General features: G+C 67.2%; 18 protein-coding genes and 1 tRNA gene. 13 read left to right on the top strand and 6 right to left on the bottom strand.

The window, feature by feature from the left end; genetic code table 11:
• Nucleotides 1–97: 97 nt before the first annotated feature.
• On the bottom strand, nucleotides 98–1,681 hold the full coding sequence (locus PC39_RS06235; protein WP_353252510.1) for a ShlB/FhaC/HecB family protein: 1,584 nt from the start codon (nucleotides 1,679–1,681) through the stop codon (nucleotides 98–100).
• 145 nt (nucleotides 1,682–1,826) lie between these two features.
• Between PC39_RS06235 and PC39_RS06230 the strand changes: the two genes are divergently transcribed.
• Nucleotides 1,827–2,441, top strand: a complete 615-nt coding sequence (locus PC39_RS06230; RefSeq protein WP_353252509.1) for a hypothetical protein — start codon at nucleotides 1,827–1,829, stop codon at nucleotides 2,439–2,441.
• Between the two features lie 138 nt (nucleotides 2,442–2,579).
• Entirely contained in the window at nucleotides 2,580–3,884 is a 1,305-nt protein-coding gene (locus tag PC39_RS06225; RefSeq protein WP_353252508.1) for a hypothetical protein, read from the top strand.
• Nucleotides 3,885–4,305: 421 nt separating this feature from the next.
• Here PC39_RS06225 and PC39_RS06220 read toward each other — a convergent pair whose 3' ends face one another.
• From PC39_RS06220 to PC39_RS06210, 3 genes are all read right to left on the bottom strand, one after another.
• Nucleotides 4,306–4,941, bottom strand: coding sequence for a TetR/AcrR family transcriptional regulator (locus PC39_RS06220; protein WP_353252507.1), 636 nt, complete (start codon nucleotides 4,939–4,941; stop codon nucleotides 4,306–4,308).
• A 110-nt stretch (nucleotides 4,942–5,051) separates the two neighbouring features.
• A complete protein-coding gene (locus PC39_RS06215; RefSeq protein WP_353252506.1) occupies nucleotides 5,052–6,485 on the bottom strand; it encodes a cryptochrome/photolyase family protein in 1,434 nt (477 codons plus the stop codon).
• A gap of 23 nt (nucleotides 6,486–6,508) precedes the next feature.
• A complete protein-coding gene (locus PC39_RS06210; RefSeq protein WP_353252505.1) occupies nucleotides 6,509–8,137 on the bottom strand; it encodes a cryptochrome/photolyase family protein in 1,629 nt (542 codons plus the stop codon).
• Between PC39_RS06210 and PC39_RS06205 the strand changes: the two genes are divergently transcribed.
• From PC39_RS06205 to PC39_RS06190, 4 genes are all read left to right on the top strand, one after another.
• Nucleotides 8,136–8,897, top strand: coding sequence for an SIR2 family NAD-dependent protein deacylase (locus tag PC39_RS06205; protein ID WP_353252504.1), 762 nt, complete (start codon nucleotides 8,136–8,138; stop codon nucleotides 8,895–8,897). The genes PC39_RS06210 and PC39_RS06205 overlap by 2 nt on opposite strands.
• 119 nt (nucleotides 8,898–9,016) lie before the next feature.
• Nucleotides 9,017–9,093: transfer RNA gene (locus PC39_RS06200), tRNA-Pro, on the top strand.
• 159 nt (nucleotides 9,094–9,252) lie between these two features.
• Nucleotides 9,253–9,561, top strand: coding sequence for a HigA family addiction module antitoxin (locus PC39_RS06195; RefSeq protein WP_353252503.1), 309 nt, complete (start codon nucleotides 9,253–9,255; stop codon nucleotides 9,559–9,561).
• Nucleotides 9,562–9,567: 6 nt separating this feature from the next.
• The gene (locus PC39_RS06190) at nucleotides 9,568–10,359 is read left to right on the top strand and encodes a ferritin-like domain-containing protein (protein ID WP_353252502.1); all 792 of its coding nucleotides are present in this window, start codon (nucleotides 9,568–9,570) and stop codon (nucleotides 10,357–10,359) included.
• 123 nt (nucleotides 10,360–10,482) lie between these two features.
• Here PC39_RS06190 and PC39_RS06185 read toward each other — a convergent pair whose 3' ends face one another.
• Nucleotides 10,483–12,783, bottom strand: a complete 2,301-nt coding sequence (locus PC39_RS06185) for a hypothetical protein (protein ID WP_353252501.1) — start codon at nucleotides 12,781–12,783, stop codon at nucleotides 10,483–10,485.
• 382 nt (nucleotides 12,784–13,165) lie between these two features.
• Between PC39_RS06185 and PC39_RS06180 the strand changes: the two genes are divergently transcribed.
• A complete protein-coding gene (locus PC39_RS06180) occupies nucleotides 13,166–13,960 on the top strand; it encodes a hypothetical protein (RefSeq protein ID WP_353252500.1) in 795 nt (264 codons plus the stop codon).
• Nucleotides 13,961–14,192: 232 nt separating this feature from the next.
• Entirely contained in the window at nucleotides 14,193–15,572 is a 1,380-nt protein-coding gene (locus tag PC39_RS06175) for a DUF1329 domain-containing protein (protein WP_353252499.1), read from the top strand.
• Nucleotides 15,573–15,617: 45 nt separating this feature from the next.
• On the opposite strand, the gene PC39_RS06170 is transcribed toward PC39_RS06175, so the two are convergent.
• Entirely contained in the window at nucleotides 15,618–16,220 is a 603-nt protein-coding gene (locus tag PC39_RS06170) for a TetR/AcrR family transcriptional regulator (RefSeq protein ID WP_353252498.1), read from the bottom strand.
• Nucleotides 16,221–16,393: 173 nt separating this feature from the next.
• On the opposite strand from PC39_RS06170, the gene PC39_RS06165 reads away from it, so the two are divergent.
• The 5 genes from PC39_RS06165 to PC39_RS06145 all read left to right on the top strand — a co-directional run bounded on the left by PC39_RS06165 (nucleotide 16,394) and on the right by PC39_RS06145 (nucleotide 25,774).
• Nucleotides 16,394–17,581 carry a lipid-transfer protein gene (locus PC39_RS06165; protein ID WP_353252497.1) on the top strand — a complete coding sequence of 396 codons (1,188 nt, stop codon included), beginning with the start codon at nucleotides 16,394–16,396 and terminating at the stop codon, nucleotides 17,579–17,581.
• Nucleotides 17,582–17,765: 184 nt separating this feature from the next.
• The gene (locus PC39_RS06160) at nucleotides 17,766–20,546 is read left to right on the top strand and encodes a winged helix-turn-helix domain-containing protein (RefSeq protein ID WP_353252496.1); all 2,781 of its coding nucleotides are present in this window, start codon (nucleotides 17,766–17,768) and stop codon (nucleotides 20,544–20,546) included.
• Nucleotides 20,547–20,784: 238 nt separating this feature from the next.
• Nucleotides 20,785–22,326 carry an AMP-binding protein gene (locus tag PC39_RS06155; protein WP_353252495.1) on the top strand — a complete coding sequence of 514 codons (1,542 nt, stop codon included), beginning with the start codon at nucleotides 20,785–20,787 and terminating at the stop codon, nucleotides 22,324–22,326.
• Nucleotides 22,327–22,648: 322 nt separating this feature from the next.
• Nucleotides 22,649–23,623, top strand: a complete 975-nt coding sequence (locus PC39_RS06150) for a WD40/YVTN/BNR-like repeat-containing protein (protein ID WP_353252494.1) — start codon at nucleotides 22,649–22,651, stop codon at nucleotides 23,621–23,623.
• A 69-nt stretch (nucleotides 23,624–23,692) separates the two neighbouring features.
• Nucleotides 23,693–25,774, top strand: a complete 2,082-nt coding sequence (locus PC39_RS06145) for a DUF1302 family protein (protein ID WP_353252493.1) — start codon at nucleotides 23,693–23,695, stop codon at nucleotides 25,772–25,774.
• Nucleotides 25,775–25,950 lie beyond the last annotated feature (176 nt).

Here is a 25,950-nt window from a genome sequence, read left to right as displayed (position 1 = left end):
TGACTCTAGCGACCCCCCGACGGAGCGTCAACGCGAGGGCAGGGCCTGTTTACCCGCCCCCGCGGGCCGCGCCGGCGGTAAGGGTAAACAGACCCGCCTAGAACTCCGCCTTGACGTTGAAGAACAGGTCCGCCTCGTTGCGTTCGACGAAGTCACTGTCCAGGTTGCTCTCGCAGAAGCCCTCGGCGGCGTAGAGCTTGAGTTCGAGCCAGTCCGCCGGGGCCGCTTCCAGTTTCACGCCGGCGTCGCAGGCGGAGCGCGACGACTGGTCCGGGCCGTTCTCGAACTCGGCGGTACCGGCCTCGGTGAACAGCGAGAAGCGATAGGGGCGGTCGAACAGCTTCCAGCGCGGCAACTGCAGTTGCAGCCGGCCGTAGGCACCGGTGTCGCCGATCAGGATGCCGGGCAGGTAGGCGCTCAGGTTGTCGGTGCCGCCCAGGACCCACTGCTCGTCCTGGGGCACCAGGCGATCGATGGATTTCTGCCCCTTCAGGTCCAGGGAGCCCACCAGTTCCCAGGGGAACAGGTAGCGCAGGGTCATCTTGGCGTCGAGGATGTTGAAGTCCGTGCGGCGGCCGGTGTTGACCAGATTCTCCACGTTGCCGCCGAGCCCGCGCTTGTAGCCGGCGCCGCCGCTGATGCTGCCGCGCCGATCGAACAGTTCCCAGCTCCGCGAGGCCGTCGTGCCCAGGCGGAAGGCCCCGTATTCCTCGTCCTGCGTGCGCTGGCCGATCAGGTCGGGCGGATCGGCGGACACGAATTCGATGATCGAGTAGGTGTACTGCAGTTCCTGCTCCAGGACCCAGCGGGTCTTCTCGTCGGCGTACAGGAACTGGCTGCCGCTGGCCTTGAGCCGCAGAATCTCGGCCTCCTCGCGGTCGTCCAGGTCGAAACGCTCTTCCACCTCGTACTCGGTGTGGGAGGCGCTGACGCTGTACAGCCCCAGCGTGGTGACCGTGGAATAACTGAGGCTGTAATTATCGTACGACTCGCCGTTGCGGGTATCGCCCAGGCCGGTGAAGGCCGTGCCGTAGCCCACGCCGACCTGGTCGCCGCCGGGCGTGTCGATCCTGGCGTTGGCGAAGCCGAAGTAGCGGCCCAGGAAACGGTTGCCCGGGTTGCCGAACACGGTGGTGAAGGTCACCGGATCGTGCCCCGGCTCCTCCTCGCCCTCCAGACGCAGGGTGAAGGCCTCGGGGTCGCTGTCATCGATGCGGTACTCGCTGGACACGTCGCGGCCCATGCGGTCGGCCTTGATCTGTGCCAGGACCCGCATCGGTTCGAGGTCGCTCTTGCGCACGCCGCGCTTGCCCTCGAATTTCTCGAAGTAGGGCGCCAGCTCCGGCGGCGCCTCCACGTCCGCCAGATGCCCCTCGTTGACCTGGACGTAGATGGTGTCGCTGTTGCCGCGCCGGGCGTATTCCACGTTCACGAACAGGTAGCCCTCGGCGGCATACAGGGCGTTGAGCAGCAGGATGACCTGGGAGGGGGTCTTGCCGACCTCGACCACATCACGGATGCGGTCCTCGCCGAGATAGGTATTGCCGCTGATCTTGAGCGTGTATCGACCCACCCCGATCTCGATCACGTCACCCTGCGAACGGGCCACGGCGTGGCGTTCCTCGAGCACGGCGGCGTCGGCTTGCTGCGGCGGCAGCGGTGGTGGCAAATCGAGCGGCATGCGTTTTCCCCCTCCGGGAAAGTCTGTCTGCGGGTTAGTCCCTTGTTTGGGGGTATGCTGACGGGTTGCCGGGCACTTCGCAAGACACGCGCAGCCGGGCTAAAGTGGCCGCGAGGCAAACGTCCGCACAGCGGGGAGGGGAACGATGCGTGCGCTCATCCTGATCACGGGGCTCTGCTGGGCCGCGGCGGCCCCGGGGCAATCGCCCGACGCCGCTGCCGGATTGATTGTCGGCGGCGGCGAGGTGCTGGTCGGCGCGGGTGCCGGCGGCGCATCGGTGCTCTCGGAAGCGGGTCGGGGTTATACCGGCCTGACGGCGGATGTCGCGGAATCCGTGTCGGCGATCGCCGGACAGGGCGTGGCCGATTCGTCGTCCGCGCTGGCATCGGGCGACGCGACGACGGCCGGCGAGGTCCTGGCCGCCGGGCTGGACGATACGGCCGGCGCCGGTGCCGAGGCCGCGGACGGGGCAACCGGCGTGACCGCGGACGCCGTCGCCGACGGCAGCGCCGTGCTCGGCGGCGCTCTCGCGGGCGACGGCACCGTGCCCGGTGGTGGCGGCGACGGCGACGATCCGGGTGATGTCGGCGACGCCCGGCTGACGACGCGAGTCACGTTATGCTCGGGGGCGCCGCCCGCCGAGGATGCGTCGGCCGGGCCCGCGGCGCCGGTGCGGCCGGAGGCCGCCACGGCCCGCGGGGGCTGCATCGGCGGCGCCCGCGATTCCGCGACCGCGGCGCAAGGCCCCGACCCGATCTGAGCGGCGCCGGACTCTCTCTTGACAACCTTCCGTCGCAGGAGGAAGGTGGTGTACGAAAATGCCTACACAAGAAGTAGGCATCCGCGTACATCCGGATTGCGTACGTGGTACGAACACCAAACGTCAGGAGGAGTCATCATGCGCAAGATGGCATTGATAGCGGGCTTCGCGCTCGCGGGCTCGAGCGGCCTCGCCGTGGCCCAACTGCCGGCGCCGCCGGCAGCCCCGGACACGCCGTCCAGCGGTCTGGACGCGCTGCTGGCGACGGGCACCGACGTCGGCAACGCACTGGCTGGCGGCCTCGCCGAGGGGCAACCGCTGGTCGAGGGTTTCGCCATGCGCCAGGCCGACATCCTCACGGGTGCCGGCGAGCAACTGCAGGGGCTGGCCCCCGATCCCGGTGAGGGCGGAGGCGGCGGCCCCGGCGAGAATCCGTTGACCGTGGGTCTCGAAGAGGGCGGCGAAGCCCTGGGCACCGGCCTCCAGGACAATCCGGACGCACCGGGTGACGGCGGCGTGCAGGCCACCGGCGCCGCGGTCGCGGACGGTGTCCGTGGCGGTGGCGATGCCTTGGCCCAGGGCGTCGAGGAAGGCTCCGAGGCCGCGTTCGGCGCCGACTCCGCGGACCCGACCGGTCTCGACGGCGGTCTCCAGGCACTGTCCGAGGGCCTCGCCTCGCAGGATCCGGAAGCCGCGTTGGCGACCGGTCAGGCGGCGCTGACCAACAGCGCGGCCCAGGGTCAGGCGGCGCTCGAAAACGGTGCCGGTAACACCGAGGCCACGTTGACCGCCGGCGCCGAGGAAGGCGCCCGCATCCTGCAGAAGGGGGCGTCGGATACCCAGCTCGTGATCGAGCGCGCCTCCAATGCCGGTGGCGGCGACGATCCGGGCGAACCGGAGCCGAACCCGCTGGTGCAGGGCGGCGAGATCCTGGTCGGCGCGGCCGACGATTCCGCCGAGAACGTCGCCACCTTCGCCGGCGACGGCTCCGAGGTCACCGGTGACACCGTGGCCGACACGACCGACGCCCTGGGCAACGGCATCGCCGACACGGCCGCCGGTTTTGCCGCGGATATCGAACGTGGCGGTCCCGAAGAAGGCGGCGGCGGTGGCGGCCTGCCCGGTCTGCCCGCGGGTCCCGGCGACCTGCCCGAGCTGCCGGGCGGGCCCGGTGACCTGACCGGACCGATCGAGGACGCGATCGGCCAGTTCCCGCCCGAGGGCGGCGGCGGTCTGGAGCCGCCGGAGGGTCTGCCGAGTGATCCGGGTGCCGTGACCGGCCCGCTGGAGGATGCCCTGGGCGGTATCCCGCCGGAGGGCGGTGGCGGTCTCGAGCCGCCCGAGGGTCTGCCGACCGATCCCGCGGTGCTGCAGGAGCAGTTGGCGGCCCTGGTCGAGCAGCTCCAGAACCAGGCGCCGGAGGGCGGTCTGCCGGCACCGTAAGACCCGGCACGATAAAACCGGATCGCACGCATAACGTGCGACACATTGCGCCGCGGCTTATGCCGCGGCGTTTTTTTATGTCTGTTTATTGATCCGTTCATCAAATAGACGAATGCTCGCGGATCAATAACGCAGGCCATGGGTGGCCTGTCCGCGCGTGCTAAATCCCGAAACGGATTTCGGGTATTTGACGAACGATTTAATAATCAAGTGGCTCAATAAGCTGCTGATCGGGCATTCGCAGACTCCCGCCTTAGGCAGCCGGTTTTTCTCCTTCTCCCCCTTGGGGGAGAAGGTCGGGAAGAGGGGGTAGCGCGGCTGGCCGCGCTGTCGTAATCCCCTCACCCTGACCCTCTCCCCGGCGGGGAGAGGGAACACAGGATCGGTGTAGCGCCTTGTCCGGAATCCAACGGATTGGATGCTAGAACCTGTCGGCCATGGCCGCCACGTCCTCCGAGGTGCCGTAGGCACGGAACACGGTCCGGGCGAGCACCCCCAGGATCTGGTGGGCCTCTTCCGCGCTCTGGTGGCGCAGAGGCAGGATGATGGCCTCCATGACGGCGATGGTGGCGTGCGACATGGCGTCGATGTCGTCGTGCAGATTGAACAGGCCCTGCTCGGTGCCCTCCGCGAGGGTGTCGCGTATGACCCGGGCGGTACGCCGCTCGAAGGCGCGCTGTACCGTCTGTACCTCGCTCATGCGGGTGCTGTTGGCGCCCAGCCAGAAGCCGCCCACGCCCTCGGTCACGCGGGGGTTCTCCAGCATGGTGCCCACGCCCCGGAACATCAGGATGATGCGTTTTCCGGGGTGCGGTTCGTTCTGCATCGGGGTGAAGATGCACTCTTCGAAGATGCGGTGCAGGCGCTTGAGGCAGTCCAGGAACAGGTCCGTCTTGCCGCTGAAGTGCCAGTAGAGGGCGCCCTTGCTCAGACCCGCGGCGGCGGCGATGTCGCCGATGGAAACACCATCGTAGCCATAGCGTCCGAACAGGACGAAGGCTGCCTCGCGGATGTCGCGGACGGTGTCGCCCTGTTGGCTGGCCGGTTTTCTGGGCATTCCGTCTCCCCTGGCCGTGAAAATGACGCAGTATAGCCCTGTCCCGTCTATCGGGACAGATGAACTTTTGAATTCCGTGGGTTATACCGCGGTGTCACACTGACACCATCTCAGCCCTTCTTCTTGATCCGTTCGAACGCGGTCAGCGCCTCGCGCCGGGAGGCCTTGAGGTCGACCAGGGGGGCCGGATAATCGTCGCCGAGCGCGATTCCGGCCTCCTTCAGCGCGTCCCGCGGCGCCGCCCAGGGGGCATGGATATGGCGGTCCGGCAGTCCGGCCAGTTCCGGTACCCACGCGCGGACGTAGTCGCCGTCGGGATCGAAGCGCTCGCCCTGGCGTGCCGGGTTGAAGATACGGAAGAAGGGTGCCGCGTCGGCGCCGCAGCCGGCGGTCCACTGCCAGCCGAGCGTATTGTTGGCCAAATCGGCATCGACCAGCGTGTCCCAGAACCAGCGCGCGCCGTGCTGCCAGGGCAGGCGCAGGTTCTTGGTGAGAAACGAGGCCACCACCATGCGCACGCGGTTGTGCATCCAGCCGGTGTGCCAGAGTTCGCGCATGCCGGCGTCGACCATGGGAATCCCGGTGCGGCCGTCTTGCCAGGCCGCCAGCGCCGTGTCGTTGTCGGCCCAGGGAAAATCCTCGAACCGCGGGTCCAGCGGCCGTTCGGGCGTATGCGGGAAGTGGTAGAGCAGGTGGTGGGCGAATTCCCGCCAGGCCACTTCGGAGAGGAACACGCCGGCGCCGTGGTCGCCGCCGCCGTCCCCCTGCCATTCGTGCACGCGGTGCCAGACCTGGCGCGGGCCGATCTCGCCGAAATGCAGATGCGGCGACAACCGCGAGGTGCCGGCCCGGCCGGGCCGGTCGCGGTCGTCGGCGTAGCCGGCCGCGGCCTCGTTGAGGAAGCCCTCCAGGGCCGCATGCGCGCCGTCCTCGCCGGGCCGCCAGGTTTCCAGGATGCCCCGGTGCCAGGGAATCTCCGGCAACAGGCCCAGTGCCTCGATGTCGACGCCGCGGATCGCGTCCGGCACCGGCGGCAGGCGCTCGGGCGCGGGTCGCGGCGGCGCCATGGGTTCGCCGTACAGCGCCTTGCGGAAGGGCGTGAAGACCTTGTAGGGCGTGCCTTCCCCGGTGGCGATCTCCCAGGGCTCGCGGAGCAGGGCGGCATTGTGGCTGGCGGCCTGGATGCCGTCGTCCCGGAGGCGGTGCTTGATCGTCTTGTCGCGGTCGATCACGGCCGGTTCGTAGAGCCGGTTCCAGAACACGGCATCTGCCCCCGACTCCGCGATCAGCTCCTGGAGGGCCGCCAGGCTGGGCCCGCGGCGCACGATCAGGCGGCTGCCGTGGCGCCGCAGGGATTCGTCGAGCGCGGTCAGGGACCGGTGCAGCCAGACCCGCTGGGCCCCGCCCGGCGCCCAGGGGGCTTCCTCGTCGGGTGCGTGCAGGTACACGGGCAGCACCTCACCGTGCTTGAGCGCCGCCAGCAGGGCGGGGTTGTCGGCCAGCCGCAGGTCGCGGCGAAACCAGAGGATGGCGCGTGCGGTCATGTGCGCTCGTCTCCCGTCGTCGATCAGATAAATTCGCCGGCGGCCAGCCGGCGGCGCAGCTCGACCGCGCGGTTGCGGATGGCGGCCATCTCCGGCCGGTCGCGGCGCTTTCTCTCCAGGTTCTTGACCTGGAATACCAGGCGCCGGTTTCCCCGCAGCTTGTCGTGGTGGCGGTCTAGAAAATCCCAGTAGAGCGTGGTCACGGGGCAGGCGTCGGCACCGCTGGCACGGCGGTGATCGAAGCGGCAGCCACGGCAATAATCGCTCATGCGGTGAATGTAGTTGCCGGAAGCACAGTACGGCTTGGTGGCGAGCAGCCCGCCGTCGCCGTACTGGCTCATGCCCAGGGCGTTGGGCAGACTGACCCAATCTACGGCGTCGCAGTACATGGCCATGTGCCATTCGTGGAAGGCTTTCGGGTCGACGCCAGCCAGCAGCGCGAATAGCCCCAGTACCATCAGCCGCTGGATGTGATGGGCGTAGCCGTGATCGAGCACGCCGCGCATGCTCTCGCTCACGCAGCGCATGTCCGTCTCACCGTCCCAGTAGGCGCGGGGCACGGGCAGCTCGGCGCCGAGCGCGTTGCGGTCGGCGTAGTCCGGCATGTGCAGCCAGTAGACGCCCCGCACGAACTCGCGCCAGCCCAGGATCTGGCGCACGAAGCCCTCGACGCTGTTCAGCGGCGCACGGCCCTCGGCGTGGGCGGCCACGGCGGCCGCCACCGCCTCGCGCGGATTGAGCAGGTGCAGGTTCAGGGCGGCGGACAGGCGCGAGTGGTGCCCGAACACCTCGCCGGACCACATGGCGTCCTGCCAGCGGCCGAAATCGGGCAGGCGGTGTCCGACGAAGTCGGTCAGCGCGGTGCGGGCCTGCGCCGGCGTCACCGGCAGGTCGAAATCCTCGAGCCGGCCCGGATGGTCGGGATAGCGGGTTGCGACCAGGTCGAGCACGTCGCGGGTGACGGCGTCCGGCGGAAAGCTGACGGGCCCAAGCGTCGGCGGCGGGCCGTCCGCCGGATAACGTTCGCGGTTGTCGCGGTCCAGGTTCCAGCGTCCGCCGACGGGGTCGTTACCCTGCATCAGGATGTCGTGGCGGCGCCGCATGTGTCGGTAGAAGTCCTCCATCACCAGGCGTTTGCGACCCGCTGCCCAGTCACGGAACTCGTCCGTGCCGCAATAAAAATGCGTGTCCGGCCGGATCGTCAGGGGCACCGACAGCCGTTCGGCGGTCGCGACGAGCAGGGCACGCACCCGCCAGTCGCCCGGCTCGGCCACGATCAGCATTTCGGGCCGCAGCCGCCGCACGGCCGCCGCCAGGATGGCACCGAAATTCCGGCCGCTGTCGCGCCGGCGGTCGGCCTTCAGGGCGTGATAGTGGACCGTCCAGCCACGTTTGCGCAGGGCATCGCGATGGTGACGCATGGCGGCGAAGAACAGCGCCAGACGCTGCTTGTGGCTCCAGACATGGGTGGCTTCGGCCTCGTTCTCGGCCATCCAGACGGCGTCATGCGCCGGGTCCAGGCCCGCCAGCGCGGCCGGCTCGGAGGCGAGCTGGTCGCCGAGCACGAGTGCCAGGTTGCGGATGCGTGCGATGGCCGTCTCCCGTTGCGGTCCTGCTATTCTGGGCGGCCCGATTGCCCCGAGGGCCATCATGCATCAGCACGATACCCTGCACGAGGTCGCCGCCGTCCTGCGCGAGGCGCGCCGCGTGCTCGTCATCACCGGCGCCGGCATCTCCGCGGACTCGGGCCTGCCCACCTATCGCGGCGTCGGCGGTCTATACGAGGATGCCGCCACGGAGGATGCCGTGCCCATCGAGGAGGCGTTGTCCGGGCCGATGTTCCAGCGCGATCCGGGCCTGACCTGGAAATACATCGGCCAGATCGAGGCCGCCTGCCGGGGTGCGGCGCCCAACGAGGGCCATCGTGCGCTGGCCCGCATGGAGCCGCGTTTCGACTCGCTGCGCGTGATCACCCAGAACGTCGACGGTTTCCATCGCCGCGCCGGCAGCACCGACGTGATCGAGATGCACGGCAACATCCAGTCGCTGTACTGCACCGGCTGCGGCCATCGGGAGACGGTGACCGACTTCAGCCACATCGAGGGACTGCCGCCGCTGTGTCCGGACTGCGGCGGCGTGATCCGGCCGGACGTGGTGCTGTTCGGGGAGATGCTGCCGCCGGCCGCGGTCAGCGCCTACGAGCGCGCCCTCGGCGATTTGCCGGATGCCGTGATCAGTGTGGGCACCACCGCCGTGTTCCCCTATATCGCGGGGCCGATCGTCGATGCCGCCCGTCGCGGTGTGCCCACCATCGAGATCAATCCCGGCGACAGCGAGATCTCCCGGCTGGTGGACATCCGCGTGCGCGAGCGGGCGGCACAGGCCTTGCCGGCGTTGGCCGAGATGCTTTAGCGCGCGTCTTCAATATGCCCTGCCGGCGTCTTCACGGTGATCGGGCGGGACGGATGCCGTTCCGCGCCAGACATTCGCCTTTCCCGCCACGTCCGCATCGGGTATCATCACGCGCCCGTCGGGGTATAGCGCAGCCTGGTAGCGCGTCTGCATGGGGTGCAGAAGGTCGCAGGTTCAAATCCTGCTACCCCGACCATCTAATCAATGACTTACGGGCGTGCCGGCACGCCCGTGGAAAACTCTGGAAATACTCTGACAAAACCCGGGCGTGATCGGTGACGGATTCGGTCCCCCTCGCGCCCGGTTTCCTGTCCGATGTGCGGCCGCTACCACCTCCCACACGACGCCCGTCGCGATGCGAAGTAGTCGAGCCTTGTCCAGTATCGGTCCCGTTCATCCCGGCGAGCATTTGGCGGAGTTCCTGGACGAACTGGAGATCACCCAGTACCGGTTGGCGAAGGACATCAGTGTCCACCCGCGCAGGATCAACCAGATCGTCAAGGGCGAGCGTGCGATAACCGCGGACACCGCCTTGCGGCTGGCACGTTATTTCGGCACCAGCCCGGAGTTTTGGATGAATCTTCAGGATCATTACGACATCGATAAGGCCAGGGCGGCCCTCGGAGGTCGCCTGGAATCCGAGGTCAAGCCACACGTCGCCTGAACCGGCATGCGGGTCGAAGATGTCCATGCCGCGCTGATGACCGCCGAGCCCCGCGCCAAATGCGAGGCGGCGCGGGCGCTGCACGCCGCGGACAGCACGGGGCTGGCCGCGGCCGACGGGCGGCCGGAGGCGGTGCCGGTGCCCGGCCGGCCGTCACGGCCGCGGCTGGTGCATCCGGCGAAGCTGAAAAAACGGGGGCTCGGCAGCACCGAGGGCCGGGCGGCGTTGATCCATGCGATCGCCCATATCGAGTTCAATGCCATCAATTTCGGTCTGGACGCCGCTTACCGTTTCCGCGGCATGCCGCCGGCCTTCTATGCGGACTGGCTGCGCGTGGCCGCGGACGAGGCACGTCATTTCGAGTTGCTGAATGCGCGGCTGGCGGACTACGGGTACTCGTACGGCGACTTCGATGCCCATAACGGGCTTTGGGAGATGGCGGTCAAGACCGCCGACGATGTGATGGTGCGCATGGCCTTGGTACCGCGCGTCCTAGAGGCCCGCGGCCTGGATGTCACGCCCGGCATGATCGACCGGCTGCGTCAGGCCGGCGACGACGAGACCGCCGGGGTCTTCGGGATCATCCTGGAAGAGGAGGTGCCGCACGTCGAGATCGGCACCCGCTGGTTCCGGTACTGCGCCGGCCTGCGCGGCGTCGACTCGGACAGCACTTTCACGCGGCTGCTGCAGGACTACATGAACGGCGGGCCGCCCGGCCCCTACAACTTTCCGGCCCGCCGCGAGGCCCGGTTCTCGGAGCCGGAGCTCGACTGGCTGGCGCGGCGGGACTCACGGTGATCCCGACGATCCCGCGATAGGACCGTCGGCCGGGGGTGGCGGGGCATTCCCGCAAGATGTTGCCGCGGCGCCCGGTCGTCGCGAGGACGGGCGGGGCGCCGCGGCAGTGGTCGCGGTCGGCGCCTACCGGTTGACGCCGGCCACGCGTTCCGCCCGTTCCCACATCCGCAGCCAGGCCTCGGCGGAGCGGAAGAAGATGTCCAGGCCCTTCTCGGCGTCCGGGCCGCCGAATTGCCGGGCGTCGGCGATGTAGTCCGGGTACAGGCCGTAGTGGGCCACGCCGCGGCCGTCGTAGAGGCTGAACACGCGGTCGCCGGTGACCTGCTTGTCGAACTCGACGCGGCCGTCGTACGACAGGAAGGGGTAGTCGATCGTCCCTTCCGAGATCTCGGCGCCCTCGCGCGGGTCCTTGGGCAGGTGGGCGATGCCGTTGACGTCGGAGGCGATGCCGCCGCCCATGAAGGGCTCGTTGCCGTAGCGCTCGGCGATGCCGGTCAGCCGGTCGATCCACTGGTCGCGCCCGCCGCGCGCGAAACGACCGAGGAAGCCGTTGGCGTCGGTCAGGTCGTTGAGCAGGGTCTCGGAGCCCAGCCAGTCATGCGAGCTGATCATGGGATAGCCGCGGGAGGCCAGGTAGCTGATGGTGGCGTCCGCCGCGCGCCGGCTCATGTGATCGACGTCGACCAGCATGCCCCGCTTCACCAGCTCGTCCAGCAGGTAGTACCCCATGTTGGTGAGCCCGCGGATGTTGCACAGGTGGTCGGTGCTGGCACCGGTCGGATCGATCTGCGCCCCGTTGTACTCCAGGCCGGCGAGCAGCCAGTTGAAGATGCCGGTGGGATCGCTGCGCGGGTTGTTGGCCGGATTGCTGAAGTCATCGTCGCCGTTTTCGTCCAGCGGGCACTCCTCGACCTCGATGGGATGCCCGGTCTCCAGCAGGTTGCCCGCCGTCAGGAAGGTGCCCAGGCCGAAGCCGGAGTGGGGCAGGTGGCCGCCGAAGGCATTGTCGAACTTGTGCACCGGGAAAATCACCCGCACGCCCAGATCCTCGACCTCGTCCAGGCGGTCGTCGATCTGCTCGCGGGTGCACTCCGGCTGGTCCAGGAACTCGCCGCAGTTGAGGACCTTGGACAACTCGATGCCCAGCACCATCGCCATCTTGCCGTCGGCGATCACGGAACGCGCCTCCGCCGGCGATTCCACCACCCGGAACCAGCCTTCGCCGGGGCCGCCGTGCTGGGCGTCGATGTAGTCCTGCAGCTCGTAGGTCCGCTTCGCCTGCAGGCGGACGTTCTCCATCACGTCGCAGTCGTTCTCCTTCAGCGGGTAGATCTGGCACAGGACCTCGTTGTGGGTGATCAGGTTCACCAGGATTTTCTGGCCGGAGAGGAAGGAGCGTTCGATCCAGCGATAATAAGTCTGGTGGTGCTGCAGGGAGCCGGCGCGCGGCCACTCGTTGTAGGTGGGCCAGCCGGTGGTCTCGTGCGGGCCGAAGGCATCGGACGAGGTGACCATCTCCAGGATGCCCAGCGTGCCCTCGGGGCCGTGATTGACGGCGCAATCGCCCATGGCGTGGTCGATGCCGAACTCGTGGAAGTTGCGGCCGTAGTTGACGCGGCCGCCGATGAACTCATAGGCGGTGATATGCGCGTGGTCGTCCACCCAGCCGTAGACCGTGCCTTCCTTCTCGTCCCAGAAGATGCGCGGGCCGCGCGGATCCACGACACGCGCGTTGAGGCCCGCCTCGGGGTAGGTCGCGCAGTCCTCGGCCGGCTCGAACGTGAACAGGGTGGCGTCGCGCATGTCCGCGGTGTCCGTGAGCGCGAGCCGGCCGTTGTCGGCCACCAGCCTCAGTCCGGTCTCGGGGGAGGTGAGCTGGAAGCGGTCCTCGCGCGGCTCGGACAGTTTCCAGACGGCCAGGTCGCCCGCCTGCGAAGCCATTGTGAGGGCCGGGACACCGTCGACCGAGCGCAGCGTGTCGCCGATGCCGCCGATGTTGTCGCCCAGGGTGTTCACGGTCTGTCCCAGCGGCGCGACGGGGTCCAGGATCAGGTCGAGCATGTCGCCGACGCCGCTGACATTCTCGCCGGCGTGATCCACCAGGGCGCCCGTGCTGTCGAGCAGTTGGCCGACCGGATCCGCGATGCCGAGCAGTTGTTTGTCGCCGGGATCGCCGCTGCCGGTGGCGTTGTCCGTCAGCGGGGATACCGCACGGTCGTAGCCCGACAACAGCAGGTAGCTACCGAGATCGGTCGGTTGCAGGAAGAACCCGGCCGCCTCCCCGGCGCCGTCGGCGTCCGCGGCGTAGCCGCCGTCGGTGCGACGGATATAGCGTCCGTCGTCGGTCTTGAGGGTCAGGCAGCGCTTGGCGACCGTGTGGATTGTCATGGCCTGTTGATCGGTGCCGGGGTCGAGGTCCGGCATGCTGTCCGCTGAGCCGCTCGAACCGCCGCTGTTGCAGGCGGTCACGGCGAGGGGCAGGACAAGCCAAAGTAAGACGTGGCGTACACGCATTTCGGATTTCCCCCTTATTCCATTAAGTCTTTTTTATTACATTCGCGGGGAGTATATCGGTCACGTCCGGCGCTGCGGCGGGTAAGGTCATTTTTACCCATGTCGCGGTGGAGACCACCCCTTTTCGAGCCCCTACCCACCCTTTCGTGCGGTGTTCGGCGTGAGCGCCGGTGCCTAGCATGAGCGTCAGCGATTCCGGACACGCTCAGTCGTGGCCGGAGAAGACACCATTTGCCAAGGGGATCGAGTGACGGGCGCGCTTAAACACTGGGTCGACAATCGGGATGCGGCGTTGCGCTGGATCGAACCGGACGGCTACGCCACCCGGGCATTCGCGGGCGGTGATCCCGCCTGGATGGCGGAACCGCAGACGGCGGTCTCGACCCTGGCGCAGGCGAATTCGGCCCTGGGCTCGCGGGTGTTGAGCGTCGACATGCTGCCGGCGTTCCTGGCCGCTGCCGCGGTGGAGGCCGGCGACCCGCTCGATGTCGCCGACGCCGTTCTGAGCGACGAAGCGGGTCTCGCGAACGCCCAGGCCGTGGCCAAGGCCGCGGAGCACACACTGGCCGGCCAGGTCGAACTGGTCTTGCGTTTGCCGTCGCCCTACGCCCTGTTGCGCCGCTTTGCGGAGAACGGTGTCTTTTCGCCGTCCTTCGACGACCTCGACGACGCCGCCATGCTGCTGGCCAATGCCGTGCGCGGCTTCGCCGATTTCAACTTCGCGGGCTTGCTGCTGGCGACCGATGTCGACGAGGACCACGCCGAGGACGAGTTCGCGGCCCTGGACAGTGTCCTGGGGACGGTGCGCCATTACCGCTGGCTCAGCCTGCTGCGGCTGGATGGCGATCTCGACCCGTCGTCGTCGGCCGCCGCCGACGTGGACGTGATTTTGCTGCCGCACCGCCGTCCGGCGGTGTTCCATGAGGATTGCGGTCTCGAGGGGCGTCGCGTCGGCGGCGGTCTCTCCGCCGAATTCTGGGAGGGCGCGGATTTCGGCACGGTGTCGCCGGACACCCTGTATTACGGGGATGCGCCGGCGGATATCGAGCCGGAAGCGGTTCTGGCGCGGGTCCGCACGCTGCCTTGACGGGGCGGTCGGACGCATGCCGGGACCGGAATACAAAAGCAAGTGACCGAGAAAACGATATTTCCGACAGATACATCTCTTCGAATGGTACTTGATAGAAACCCGGAGTCTCGTCCTGCCCCGAGGGGCAGGCGGGACGACCGGGACACACAAAAGGTGCGAACGCTGCCGGACCGCGGTGCGCCGTCGGGGCCGGTCGATACGTGAGGCCAACAGGGCAGGAGTAACTGTTATGCATATCCGTAAATACGATTTCGATTACGGCCGCCGCAAGCTGATGGAGAAGGCGGTCAAGGGCGTCGCCGCGGGCGGCGTCCTGACGTCGCTGTGGCCGATGATCTCCAAGGCGGACACGCCGGACATCACCAAGGCCTATCCCGAGGAACTGCTCTCGATCGAGGCCCATACCAAGGGCAAGATCAAGCCGGGCGACGTGATCACCAAGGACAATGTCGAGCATGTCGAGCACCTGCTCGAGCCGGTCCAGGTGTGGGAGGTCAAGAACGACGGCCGCCGGATCAAGATCCGCGAGGCCACTCGCGATATCAGCGATCTCTACGAGGATCCCTTCCTCGAGGCCACCCTGGCGAACCAGGGCAAGCACGTCATCGATGACAAGGGCAACATCTGGTACGAGAAGGTCGGTCAGCCCGGACGCGGCGGCGTGCCCTTCCTGGAGCCCAAGAACGGCTACGAGGTGCAGGCCAACATCAACCTGAGCTGGGGCCGGCACAATATGTCGCAGTTCGCGGTGCGCGACTGGGATATCGGTCCCGACGGCAACCTGCAGTACCAGTACGATTTCGTCTGGACCGAGCTGCAGGTGACCTTCCGGCCCGACAACACCGTGTGGCACAACCAGAAGGACATGCTGCGCTACCAGTCGGTGTTCTTCACGCATCCGAACGAGCAGGCCGGCACCTCGTTCCTCAATAGCTGGCCGTACGACCAGACGCAGTTCCCGGACCTGATCGGTTACCTGCCGGCGTTCAAGCGCGTGCGCGAGTATCCGACCAACCAGCGCTTCGAGCCGTTGGTGCCGGGCATCTCGTTCTACCTGTCCAATGCCTGGGCCGCCGGCGATCCGCTCGCCACCTGGGGCAACTACAAGATCGTGGGCCGGGGACCGATGCTGGGCTCCTGTCGCGACGCGCACTGGCACGACCGGCCCAACTGGGAGCCGCCGGTGCACGGCGGGCCGCAGGGCCAGACCTACTTCGACGACGTGCGCGAGCTGATCCCGGAGGCGATCGTGATCGACTTCGAGCCGACCCAGTATCCGCGTTCGCCGGTGGGCAAGCGCCGGACGTGGTTCGATGTCCGCAACATGATGCTGATCAGCAGCGTGGACTACGACCGCAAGGGCGAGGTCTGGTCGAACTGGGACGCCGGCTTCTCGAAGTACAAGGGCCCCGACAACAAGACCGGCCTCGGCCACCAGGCCTGGAGCTGGAACTGGGTGATGAGCCACGACATCCAGTCGGGGCGCATGAGCCGCTTCCACCAGGCGCGGGAGGTCCAGGGCGGCTACAAGTCGCAGTGGGACACCGACAACGACGAGAAGTACGACAAGTTCCTGACGACGTCGGCCATGCGTCGCCTGGGCGCGTAACGGTTCCGGGGCGCCGGGCGGATGCCCGGTGCCCCGGCCGCCCCCTCAGGCGGTCCGCGCGGCTTCGTGCTCGGCGGCGTCCGGGTGCAGGAGGCCGTGCCGGAGCAGATCGTAGATCTCCCGCAGAGATTCGCCCATGGTGAGGCCGGTGGCGCGGCGGAAGTCCTCGTCCCGGGGCCGGCGCACGGCATACAGCATGATGTCGGCCACCAGGTAGGAATGGACGCCGCGGAACACGCCGTTCTCGATGCCTTCGTCCACCAGCGTGCGCAAGCCGTCGATGCGCTGTTGCTGATGGGAATCGAAGATGGCCTGTCCGCGCCGGGTGCTGGCGATGTCCTGCACGAAGGCGGGAGAGAGCCGCTCGGCCGCCCGGGTGCCCTGTTCCAGGTAGGCAGTGATCTTGCGGGCGATATCGGGTTCCTTGGAGGCGGCGTACCAGCCCTGATTCCGCAGGTCCGCGAAGAACCGCTCGGCGATGCGGTAGAACAACTCCTGCTTGCTGTCCGCGATCTCGTAGAAGCGCCGCCGCGAGCAGCGCAGGGTGCGAGCCAGCTCCGTCAGGGTGACGGCGCGGTAGCCGCGGGCCAGGAAGATGTCCTGGATCTGGTTCAGGAGTGTGGCGTCGTCGATCCCCGGTCGCGGCATGCGGTACTCCAGTCATTCATGAACGATTAATGAAGGTACTGCAAAAGCAGTCTTCGTATCCAGACTGTATTTAATCATTGTTTTGATGGGCCGCATCCCTCGGTCATTGCGGTATCGCCGGTGATCGGAAGCGGCACGAACACGAACGGCGGCCGCCGGCGCGGCCCGGGAGTATGGATGTGACGGACAGGACGGTAGTGATATCCGGAGTCGGCATGACCCGTTTCCGGCGGCCCAGCGAGCGGGCCCGGTACGAGTTGCTGGGCCAGGAGGCCGTGACCAAGGCTCTGACCGACGCGGGCCTGGCCTACGATGCCATCGAGCAGGTCTATGCCGGCTGGGTCTACGGGGACTCGACCAGCGGGCAGCGCGCGGTCTACGGCGCGGGACTCACCGGCGTGCCGATCGTGAACGTGAACAACAACTGTTCCAGCGGTTCCAGTGCGCTCTATCTGGCGCGCCAGGCGGTGGCCTCGGGTGCCGCCGAGTGCGTGCTGGCGGTGGGCTTCGAGCAGATGCCGAGCGGCGCGCTCGACTTGATGTTCCCGGAGCGGACATCGCCGCTGGACCGGCATCTCGCCGTGGCCGACCGCTATCTCGACGGCGAGGACGGGCCCATGACGCTCAAGGCATTCGCGGCGGCGGCCCGCGAGCACATGGCGCGGGACGGCATCGGCCCCGAGACCTATGCCCGGATCGCGGTCAAGGCCAGGCGGCACGCCGCCGGCAATCCCAATTCCGCCTATCGCGAGCCGATCGAGGTGGCGGACGTTCTGGAGGGCAAGACATTCCTGGCGCCGTTGACCAAGCTGCAGTGCTGTCCGCCGACCAGCGGCGCGGCGGCCGCGGTGGTCTGTTCCTCCGATTACGCCCGTCGCAACGGTCTCGACGCCTCGGTGCGCATCCTGGCACAGGCCATGACCACCGATTTCCCCGGCTCCTTCGGCGACAGCGCCATCCGCATGGTGGGCAGCGAGATGTCGCAGCGGGCCGCGGAGCGGGTCTACGAGACGGCCGGGCTGGGCCCGGACGATATCGATGTCTGCGAACTGCACGATTGCTTCACCGTCAACGAGGCGCTCTCCTACGAGGCGCTGGGTTTCACGCCGGCGGGTAGCGTGGCGCAGTTCGTGGCGGACGGGGACAACACCTATGGCGGCCGGGTCGTGGTCAATCCCTCGGGCGGTCTGCTTTCCAAGGGTCATCCCCTGGGCGCGACCGGACTCGCTCAGTGCACCGAGCTCGTGCAGCAGTTGCGCGGGCGCGCGGGGGCGCGCCAGGTCGAGGGGGCCCGCATCGGGTTACAGCACAACATCGGACTGGGCGGCGCCGCGGTGGTGACCCTGTACGCACGGGCCTGACGGTACCGCGGCGGGCCCCGGCCGGGCATCCCGACGATGCCGGGCCAAGCGCTGTCATGGTTGACATCGGTACCGTTTAATACTAATTAATACCTTTCGAACAGAAATATTAGATGAATGCGCGGTACCGATATGTGCCGCGCGTGCGAGAAAGGTACCCCAGACATCGTGAGGTAGCGGCGCGATGGTCGATTCCAGTCATCCGGTGATGCCGCGCTTGGTCGCGACCAAGTTCCGGCCGCCAACCTATGCCAACGACCTGGTTCAGCGCCGGCACCTGATCGAGCGCCTGAATGCCGGCTGCTCGCGCAAGCTGGTGCTGATCCAGGCACCCGCCGGCTTCGGCAAGACCACCCTCGCGGTCCAGTGGCGCGATGCCTTGCGGCAGGCGGGACTGGCAGTGGCCTGGCTGAGCCTCGACGAGGACGACAACGACCTGGTGCGTTTCCTGTCCTACCTGGTCGAGACCCTGGGCAACGAGGATATCTCGCTGGCGCCGGACCTGATCTCCGCGCTGGAGACCAATTCCGAGGATGCGGCCAAGTTCGTGCTCGGCGATCTGATCAACGGTATCGCCGGGCTGGATCACGACGTGTTCCTGATGTTCGACGACTGGCACAACATCCGGGAACCCAAGATCCAGGAGGCGATGCAGTTCCTGCTCAATCACGCCTCCGGCAACCTCCACCTGCTGATCGCCAGCCGGTCGGAACCGGGCTGCAGCCTGACGCGGCTGCGCGTGGAGGACCAGATCGTCGACATCGGTGCCGCCGAGCTCCGGTTCGACATCGACGAGTCGCGCGCCTTCCTGGAGGACATCAACGAACTGGCGCTGCCGGACGAGGCGCTGGACCGTCTCTGGCGCGCCACCGACGGCTGGATCGCGGCGCTGCAACTGGCCTCGCTGTCGCTCAAGGGCAGCCGCGATCCCAGCGAGGCGATTCAGTGTCTGTCCTCGCAGCCACGCTCCATCGGCGACTATCTGGCCGAGAACGTGCTGAACAATCTGCCGGAGGATACGCTGGAGTTCCTGCTCAAGACTTCCGTGCTGGAGCGGTTGAGCGGGCCCTTGTGCGCGGCCGTGAGCGGCTCGCCGGACAGCCAGCGCGTGCTGGAGCAGCTTGAGCGCCAGGACCTGTTCATCCGGCCGCTGGAAGAGGAGCGGCGCTGGTTCCGCTACCACGATCTGTTCGCGGCCTATCTGCGCCGGCGCCTGGCCCGCGATCGCCCGGACGAGGTCAAGGCCCTGCATCTCAAGGCATGCGAGTGGTACGCGGCCGAGGGGTATACCAGCGAGGCGGTCAACCACGCGCTCGCCGCCGACGCCGTCGATCGGGCGCTGGACCTGGTGGAGCGCGATGCGATGTGGCTGGTCGAACACAGCCGCATGGCCACGCTTCTGGGACTGGTCCGGCGTTTGCCGACGGTCGAGGTGGAGAAGCGGCCCTGGCTGCAGATGGCGATCGCCTGGGCCTATTGCCTGACGCATCATCCGGAGTCCGCCCAGCAGACCCTGGATTCGATGGCGACCACGCTTTCCGACTGCGGCGGCTGCACGGCGCGGGAGAAGGACGAGTTGATGACCGAGGCGCGGCTGGTCCAGAGCACGATCGACATCTACGGCGATCGCATCGACGGTGTCCGTGCCCTTATCCAGTCCAGCCTGGAACAGGCCGATGCCTACCGTCCCTGGGTGGTGGCGGTGACCACCAACGTCCTGAGCTACGTCGCGATCCACAATTTCGACTTCGACGAGGCACGCCGGCTGCAATCCTGGGCCCGCAGCTACCATCACCGGACCCAGGGGCCGTTCAGCGATGTCTACGGCCGCTGTTTCTCCGGCATGGCGGCGGCCTACCAGGGCGAATTGCGCCGCGCCGCGGAGTGTTTCCGCGAGGCCCTGGCCCTGGCCAACGAGACGGTGGGAAGCCATTCCCACGCCGCGCGCCTGGCGGCCGCGCTCTGGGGGCAGGTCAACTACGAATACCACGATATCGACCACGCCGACCGCCTGCTGGAGGAGAGCCGGTCCCTCGGCTCGGAGGGTGGCGTGGCCGATTTCTCGCTGGCGACCTATATCCCGCTGGCCCGGCTCAAGGCGCTGCGCGGCGATATCGCCGGGGCCCACACCCTGCTCGACGAGGGCATGGACACCGCCCGCCAACTCGGCCTGGAACGCCTGGCCGCGGCCGTGGACGGCGAGCGGGTGCGGTTGTACCTGGCCGACGGCGAGATCCTGCTGGCCGAACGCCTGCTGGTCGACGACCTGGGATTGCCGGAGGACGCCGGCGGTATCCAGATCCTCGCCGCGGAGATGCGTCAACTCGCGGCGGCCCGGGTCTTCTACGCCCAGGGCCACCTGGATCAGGCGGCCAAGCTCCTGGAGATGTTGATCGAGCGCACCCAGCGCCAGGGACGTCGGTTCTCCGAGGTGGGACTGCAGGTCCTGCTGGCGCTGGTCAACGACGAGCGCGGCGACGCCGAGTCGGCGGATGCCGGTCTGCTCACGGCCCTGGAAATGGGGGCGCCCCAGGGCATGGTCCGGACTTTCCTGGACGAGGGGCGTCGGGTGGTCGCGCTGCTGGAGCGGGTGCGCGACCGGATCCGGCGTGACGAACTGGAGCGGCGCCCGGCGGAGGTCGTCGGGCATCACATCAACCGGCTGATCGTGCTCGGCCGCGAGGAGGGCGGTTGTGCCGCGGTCGCCTCGGGCAAGAGCGCGGCCGCCGCCGAGAGTGGCGGCACCGCGCCCATGTCCACCGCGCTCTATGTCGAGCCGCTCAAGGATCGCGAGCATCAGATTCTGGCCTTGCTCGGCAACGGCTGCTCCAACAAGGAGATCGCCCGCACGCTCGGAGTCGGGGTGAACACCGTCAAGTGGTATCTGAAGAGCATCTACGCCAAGTTGTGCGTCAACCGGCGTACCCAGGCGATCGTCGAGGCCCGCCGTCTGGGCATCATCTAGAGGGACGACCACCCGTCCGCGTCCCCCGTCGATAGCCTGTAACCCCGCTTTCCGGGACGATTTTTGTGGCGGGTGGCGCTACCACCCCTTTTGGTTCCGCCCGCCACCCGCTTGTGCGGTGAAGGTGTGGGCGCGGGCCGTTAGCTTGCTCATGGAGGCGACGGCCACGGGTGCCGCGGGCACGTCGGTCGTCCCGGTTCCGGGTCCCGTGCCGGGCGTTTTCTGCAGGAAGACACGAATGACGAACGATTTCTTGACTCTCAAGACCCTCTACGGCGGTGCGTTGGCGAAGTTCTCGGATCGCGCCGCGGTGCATTTCGACGGCAAGACGTTGACCTACGACCGCCTGCGGCGCGACGGCAACCGCGCCGCGCATGCCCTGATCGAGGCGGGTGTGCGCCCCAACACGCGGGTGGCGCTCCTGATGTCCAACTGCACGGAGTACGTCATCGCCGACCAGGGGATCATCCAGGCCGGCGCGGCCAAGGTCCCGCTCAACGACATGCTGGGCGAGGCCGAGATCGTCTATAACCTGGCCGACTCCAATGCCAGGGTGGCGGTGGTCGGCCCCAATTTCTTCGACATTGTCGCCCGCCGTCGCGACGAGTTGCCCGAACTGGAAACCGTGATCGGGCTGGCGCCGGCCGAGGATTGTCCGGAGGGTTTCCTGGCCTGGGCGGATTTCTTGGCGCGCGGCGCCGAGACGCCGCCCGAGGTCGCGGTGCAGCCCGATGACCTGGCCATTCTTCTTTACACGGGCGGCACCACCGGTCGCCCCAAGGGCGTGATGCACACCCAGCGCAGCATCAGCCTCAACATGCTGTCGCACGTCATGGAGCTGAACCTGCAGGATGACGATCGGCTGCTGTTGTCGTCGCCGCTGCCGCACAGCGCCGGCTTCCTGATGCTGGCGGGGCTGCTCAAGGGCGCGACGCACTACATCGAGAGCCGCTTCGACCCGGAGATGGTCGTGCGTCGCATCCGCGACGACGGTGCGACCCTGACCTTCATGGTGCCGACCATGATCTACCGGGTACTGGATTGGATCGGCGACCGCCAGTTCGACCTGGGCAGCCTGCGCACCATCGTCTACGGTGCCGCCCCGATCACTGTGGAGCGTCTGCGGCAGGGGCTGGAAGTCTTCGGGCCGGTGTTCATGCAGCTTTACGGCCAGTCCGAGGCGCCCAACTTCATCACCCGGTTGCGGCGCGAAGACCATCGTGTGGAGCCCGAGTTCTCGCATCGCCTGCGAAGTTGCGGTCAGCCGGTGGCCTTGGCCCAGGTGCGGATCGTCGACGAGAACGGCGCCGACGTACCGGTCGGCGAAAGCGGCGAGATCGCGGTGCGAACGCCCTACAACATGCTCGGCTACCACCGGCTGCCGGACAAGACCGCGGAGACCCTGGTGGACGGCTGGCTCCGTACCGGCGATGTCGCCAGCCGCGACGAGGACGGCTACCTGTACATGCTCGATCGCAAGAAGGACATGATCATCAGCGGTGGCATGAACGTCTATACCACGGAGGTCGAGAACGCCATTCAGACCTGCCCCGGTGTCGGCGAAGTGGCCGTGGTGGGGCTTCCCGACGATGATTGGGGCGAGGCGGTGACCGCCTTCGTCGTGGCACGCGGGGATGCCGAGCTCGACGAGGGCGCGGTGATCGACCACTGCCGGGGCGTGCTCTCCAAATACAAGGTCCCCAAGCGGGTGTGCTTCCGCAACGCGTTGCCGGTCACGGCCTACGGCAAGCTCGACAAGAAGGCGTTACGTCAGGTCTGACGAACCGGGGGCAACTACCCGTATGGCGGTGCCACCCCACACACTTGGGTGGTGTGTGGGCCGCGAGGGAGTCGCACTGTTTGGGTACAAGAGGGCAATAAAAAATACCGGCGGCCGAGCGCACGCACGGCCGACCGACAGGAGGGGACTCCGACACAAACGGGATGAGAGCGGGCGGACGCAGTCCGGCGACGCCATGTCGTACCGCACCACCCATATGGTACCGAGTTAAAAAAATACGTACCGACATGATCGGTAGCGGGGTGTCCCGGAAAGGGCTGTCGCATGTGACGGGCCGCGGGACGCCGGAAGGAGACAGCCAATGAGACAACCCAGTATCGGCGCATTCGCGCTCGTCAGCATGATCCTCGCGTGGAGCGCATCGGCCCCGGCCGTGGATCGGCATGTGACCGAGGCGGTCGCGGGTACGTCCCACCGTCCGCTTTACAGCATCGCCTTCGAACAGGACGGCGAGCACGGTCTGGCGGTGGGCGACCGCGGGACGATGCTGGTGACGGCCGACGGCGGCGCGAGCTGGGAGCGCGGCCAGTTGGACACGGAGCTGGCGGCGTTTGACGCGGCGCTGTCGGGCGACAAGCGCGTGGTGGTGGGCCAGATGGGCCTGATCCGCTACAGCGACGATGGCGGCGAGAGCTGGACGGCGGTGGACGCCGGCACCAGCCAGCGCCTGATGGGCGTGTCGATGAACGCATCGGGCCTGGCGGTGGCGGTGGGTTCGTTCGGCACGATCCTGCTGTCGGAGGACGGCGGCGCGAGCTGGCGTGAGTCGGCCTTCAACCCGGCGACGCTGGTGAAGGACAACTACGAGCCGCACCTGAACGACGTACACGTGAGCGCCGACGGCACGGTCACGATCGTGGGCGAGTTCGGGATGGTGCTGCGTTCGCCGGACGGCGGCGCGAACTGGGAAGGCGTGCACAGCGGCGACGTGTCGCTGTTCGGTCTGGATCTGCACGCCAACGGACTGGGCTACGCGGTGGGTCAGAGCGGCACGGTGCTGCGCACGACCGACGGCGGTGCGACGTGGACGTCGCTGGAGACGGACCTGGAAGCGAACCTGCTGGGCGTTTACGCGGACGGTGACGGCACGGTGACGGTGCCGGGCATGCGCCGGATGATCGTCAGCGACGACGGCGGCGAGAGCTGGACGCAGGTGACCGACGGCGACGTGGACCGCAACTGGTACATCGGTGCGGCGGCCACCGGAGAAGGTTTGTTCGTGGCCGGTCATACCGGCCGTGTGCTACGGGTCGAGAAACGACCATCGGGGGGATAACCGAGAACTGGGGGGAAGCATAAAAAAACCAGTGCCTCGGTATTCCAATAATTACAGGAGGTCAGACACATGAAGACGAGAACCCAACGGCTATGGGTGACGTTGGCGGCTGCGAGCGCGGCCCTGGCGTTGCCTGCGGCGCAGGCGGACTTGGTGGAGAGTGTGCTGGGTCAGCCGGATTTCAGTTTCAGCTACGGCGGATTCATCCGCAACGAGAACGCGGTATCGATCACGAGCGACGAGAACCCGTACAACCAGCGGGGCAATATCTTCAACGGCAAGACCGTGAAGCGCAGCGGCCAGTCGCTGCTGCTGCCCGCGCTGGGTTTTAACGATGAAGTGGAACGCGTCGTGGAACCGGCGGATACGACCTTCAACATGCAGATGATCCGCGGCGAGCTCAACGCCAACGTGGGTCTGTTCACCAACCTGCGGTTGAACGTGAAGGTCCGGGCGGTCGGCGATCCGGACATCTACGACGATCAGTTCGATATCGACGACGTACCGTTCGCGGACGCGGCGGGCACGCTCAACAACGACGATCCCAACTTCTATGAGTACCGCTACGACAGCGGCAAGGCGCTTTTCCCGAGCGCCGATAGCCCCGACGGTGGCCGCGGCGGCGAGCGTTTCGCCGCCTACGGGTCGGCCGAGGATCAGGCGGTGGAAGCCCGCGAGCTGGCCAAACTGGAGGGCGAGGAAGGCTCCAGCCCGCTAGAGTGGGCCGGCGAGGACTACATGGTGGACGTGCCGCAGTTCTACCTGGATTACCAGACGGGGCCGCTGCTGATCCGGGCCGGCAACCAGCAGATCGCCTGGGGTGACCTGCTGTTCTTCCGCATCCTGGACGTGCCCAACGGCCTGGACCTGCGGCGGCACAGCGTGCTCGATTTCGTCTCCGAGGAGTTCTCGGACAAGCGCATCCCCTCGCTGGGCGTACGCACCTCCTACCTGGTGCCGCGCGACAGCATGCCGTTCAATCTCCTCGGCGGCTGGGAGATCGACAGCTACGCGCAGCGTTTCCGTCCGACGATCTACTCGAACCCGAACACGCCGTACAACGTCATCCCGTCGCAGTTCACGGTGCATGACCAGTTCAAACAGTACGACGACGAGTTCAACTACGGCATCCGGCTGCGGGGCCCGGTGGGTCCGGTGGACCTCACCCTGATGGCCAACCGCCGTTACAACCACTTCGGTTTCTTCCAGTGGACCGACTCCGACGTGTCGCAGGGGTTGCAACCGCAAGCCCCGAGCGGTGTGGGCATCAATGTGCTTTCGGCACCTCTGGCAGGCGGGCTTGGCGACCAGTTGGCGGACAGCCCCTTCGAAGTCGACACCACGGGCGTGGTCTCGGCCAAGGAGTTCTATAACTATGGTGCCCTGGCCCGGCTGAACCACTTCACCGGCCTCAATGCCGCCATCGATAATTTCCGGGGCTCTTACGACGCGACCGCGCGCGAGGCCTCGACGCCGGCCGAGCAGGAAGCCCAGGAGGATTTGTTCTTCCAGCTCTCCGGCGGTCTGCGCGGTCATATCCAGCGCGAATACGCACGCGAGAACAATTTCGGCCTGGGCATGAGCTATCGGATCGAGGGACCGACTGACTCGATCCTGTTCGACCAGATCAACGCCAGCATCGAAGCCAAGTACACACCCGATCGTCACTACACGCCCACCGATCTCGACCCGTTCAACCCCATCGTGGAGGACGAGTACGAGATCGGTCTGGTGTTCCAGAAGTTCGTGCGCTACAGCCAGTCGTTCCCGGCGGCGTTCGCGGTGCTGCAGTACCTGCACCGCTCGGAGAGCGACATCTTCAACCGGCACCTGTCGGGTTACGGCGCCGATCCCAATGCCGACGAGCCCGAGGATCGCCTGCCGGACGGCATCAGCAGCGCCAACTATGTGGCGTTCGCCTTCCAGCAGCCGTTCCCGGGCCGGATCTGGCGGATCGATTTCGCGGCGCTGTACGACGTGCAGGGCGGCCTGCTGGTGCAGCCGGCGCTGCGCTGGAAGCCGAGCGGTTCCTGGACCTTCCAGGTATTCGCGAACTTCATCGGTACGGTGCACGGCAGCAAGTACGACAACACGCTGTCGACCGTGGACTTCGCCGACGAGATCACGACCAGGGTCGAGTATCAGTTCTAGATAAGTACCGTTTCCTCCCCCGCTACCGGCGGCCAATAAGCTCCTCCTCGTTGGCCGCCGGGTTTTTTATTCCGGCGGGGTGATGAAGCGGCCGTATCACGGCCGACGAGAGCCTTGCAGGATTCGACAATGGGTAATATCCGTCATTCCGTAGCCAGTTGGATGTTTCGCCACCG

The sequence above is a fragment of the Salinisphaera sp. PC39 genome (assembly GCF_040361335.1).
Classification (GTDB): domain Bacteria; phylum Pseudomonadota; class Gammaproteobacteria; order Nevskiales; family Salinisphaeraceae; genus APNM01.
Note: the sequence above shows the minus strand (reverse complement) of the source record. Positions and strands in the feature narration are given on the sequence as shown.

Bases quoted from the DNA above. Each gene is read 5' to 3' on its own strand.
- PC39_RS06235 (WP_353252510.1), bottom strand. From the start codon at position 1,681: ATGCCGCTCGATTTGCCACCACCGCTGCCGCCGCAGCAAGCCGACGCC.
- PC39_RS06145 (WP_353252493.1), top strand. From the start codon at position 23,693: ATGAAGACGAGAACCCAACGGCTATGGGTGACGTTGGCGGCTGCGAGC.
- PC39_RS06160 (WP_353252496.1), top strand. From the start codon at position 17,766: ATGGTCGATTCCAGTCATCCGGTGATGCCGCGCTTGGTCGCGACCAAG.
- PC39_RS06175 (WP_353252499.1), top strand. From the start codon at position 14,193: ATGCATATCCGTAAATACGATTTCGATTACGGCCGCCGCAAGCTGATG.
- PC39_RS06205 (WP_353252504.1), top strand. From the start codon at position 8,136: ATGCATCAGCACGATACCCTGCACGAGGTCGCCGCCGTCCTGCGCGAG.
- PC39_RS06195 (WP_353252503.1), top strand. From the start codon at position 9,253: ATGCGAAGTAGTCGAGCCTTGTCCAGTATCGGTCCCGTTCATCCCGGC.
- PC39_RS06190 (WP_353252502.1), top strand. From the start codon at position 9,568: ATGCGGGTCGAAGATGTCCATGCCGCGCTGATGACCGCCGAGCCCCGC.
- PC39_RS06155 (WP_353252495.1), top strand. From the start codon at position 20,785: ATGACGAACGATTTCTTGACTCTCAAGACCCTCTACGGCGGTGCGTTG.
- PC39_RS06230 (WP_353252509.1), top strand. From the start codon at position 1,827: ATGCGTGCGCTCATCCTGATCACGGGGCTCTGCTGGGCCGCGGCGGCC.
- PC39_RS06225 (WP_353252508.1), top strand. From the start codon at position 2,580: ATGCGCAAGATGGCATTGATAGCGGGCTTCGCGCTCGCGGGCTCGAGC.
- PC39_RS06150 (WP_353252494.1), top strand. From the start codon at position 22,649: ATGAGACAACCCAGTATCGGCGCATTCGCGCTCGTCAGCATGATCCTC.
- PC39_RS06215 (WP_353252506.1), bottom strand. From the start codon at position 6,485: ATGACCGCACGCGCCATCCTCTGGTTTCGCCGCGACCTGCGGCTGGCC.
- PC39_RS06210 (WP_353252505.1), bottom strand. From the start codon at position 8,137: ATGATGGCCCTCGGGGCAATCGGGCCGCCCAGAATAGCAGGACCGCAA.
- PC39_RS06185 (WP_353252501.1), bottom strand. From the start codon at position 12,783: ATGCCGGACCTCGACCCCGGCACCGATCAACAGGCCATGACAATCCAC.
- PC39_RS06220 (WP_353252507.1), bottom strand. From the start codon at position 4,941: ATGCCCAGAAAACCGGCCAGCCAACAGGGCGACACCGTCCGCGACATC.
- PC39_RS06165 (WP_353252497.1), top strand. From the start codon at position 16,394: ATGGATGTGACGGACAGGACGGTAGTGATATCCGGAGTCGGCATGACC.
- PC39_RS06170 (WP_353252498.1), bottom strand. From the start codon at position 16,220: ATGCCGCGACCGGGGATCGACGACGCCACACTCCTGAACCAGATCCAG.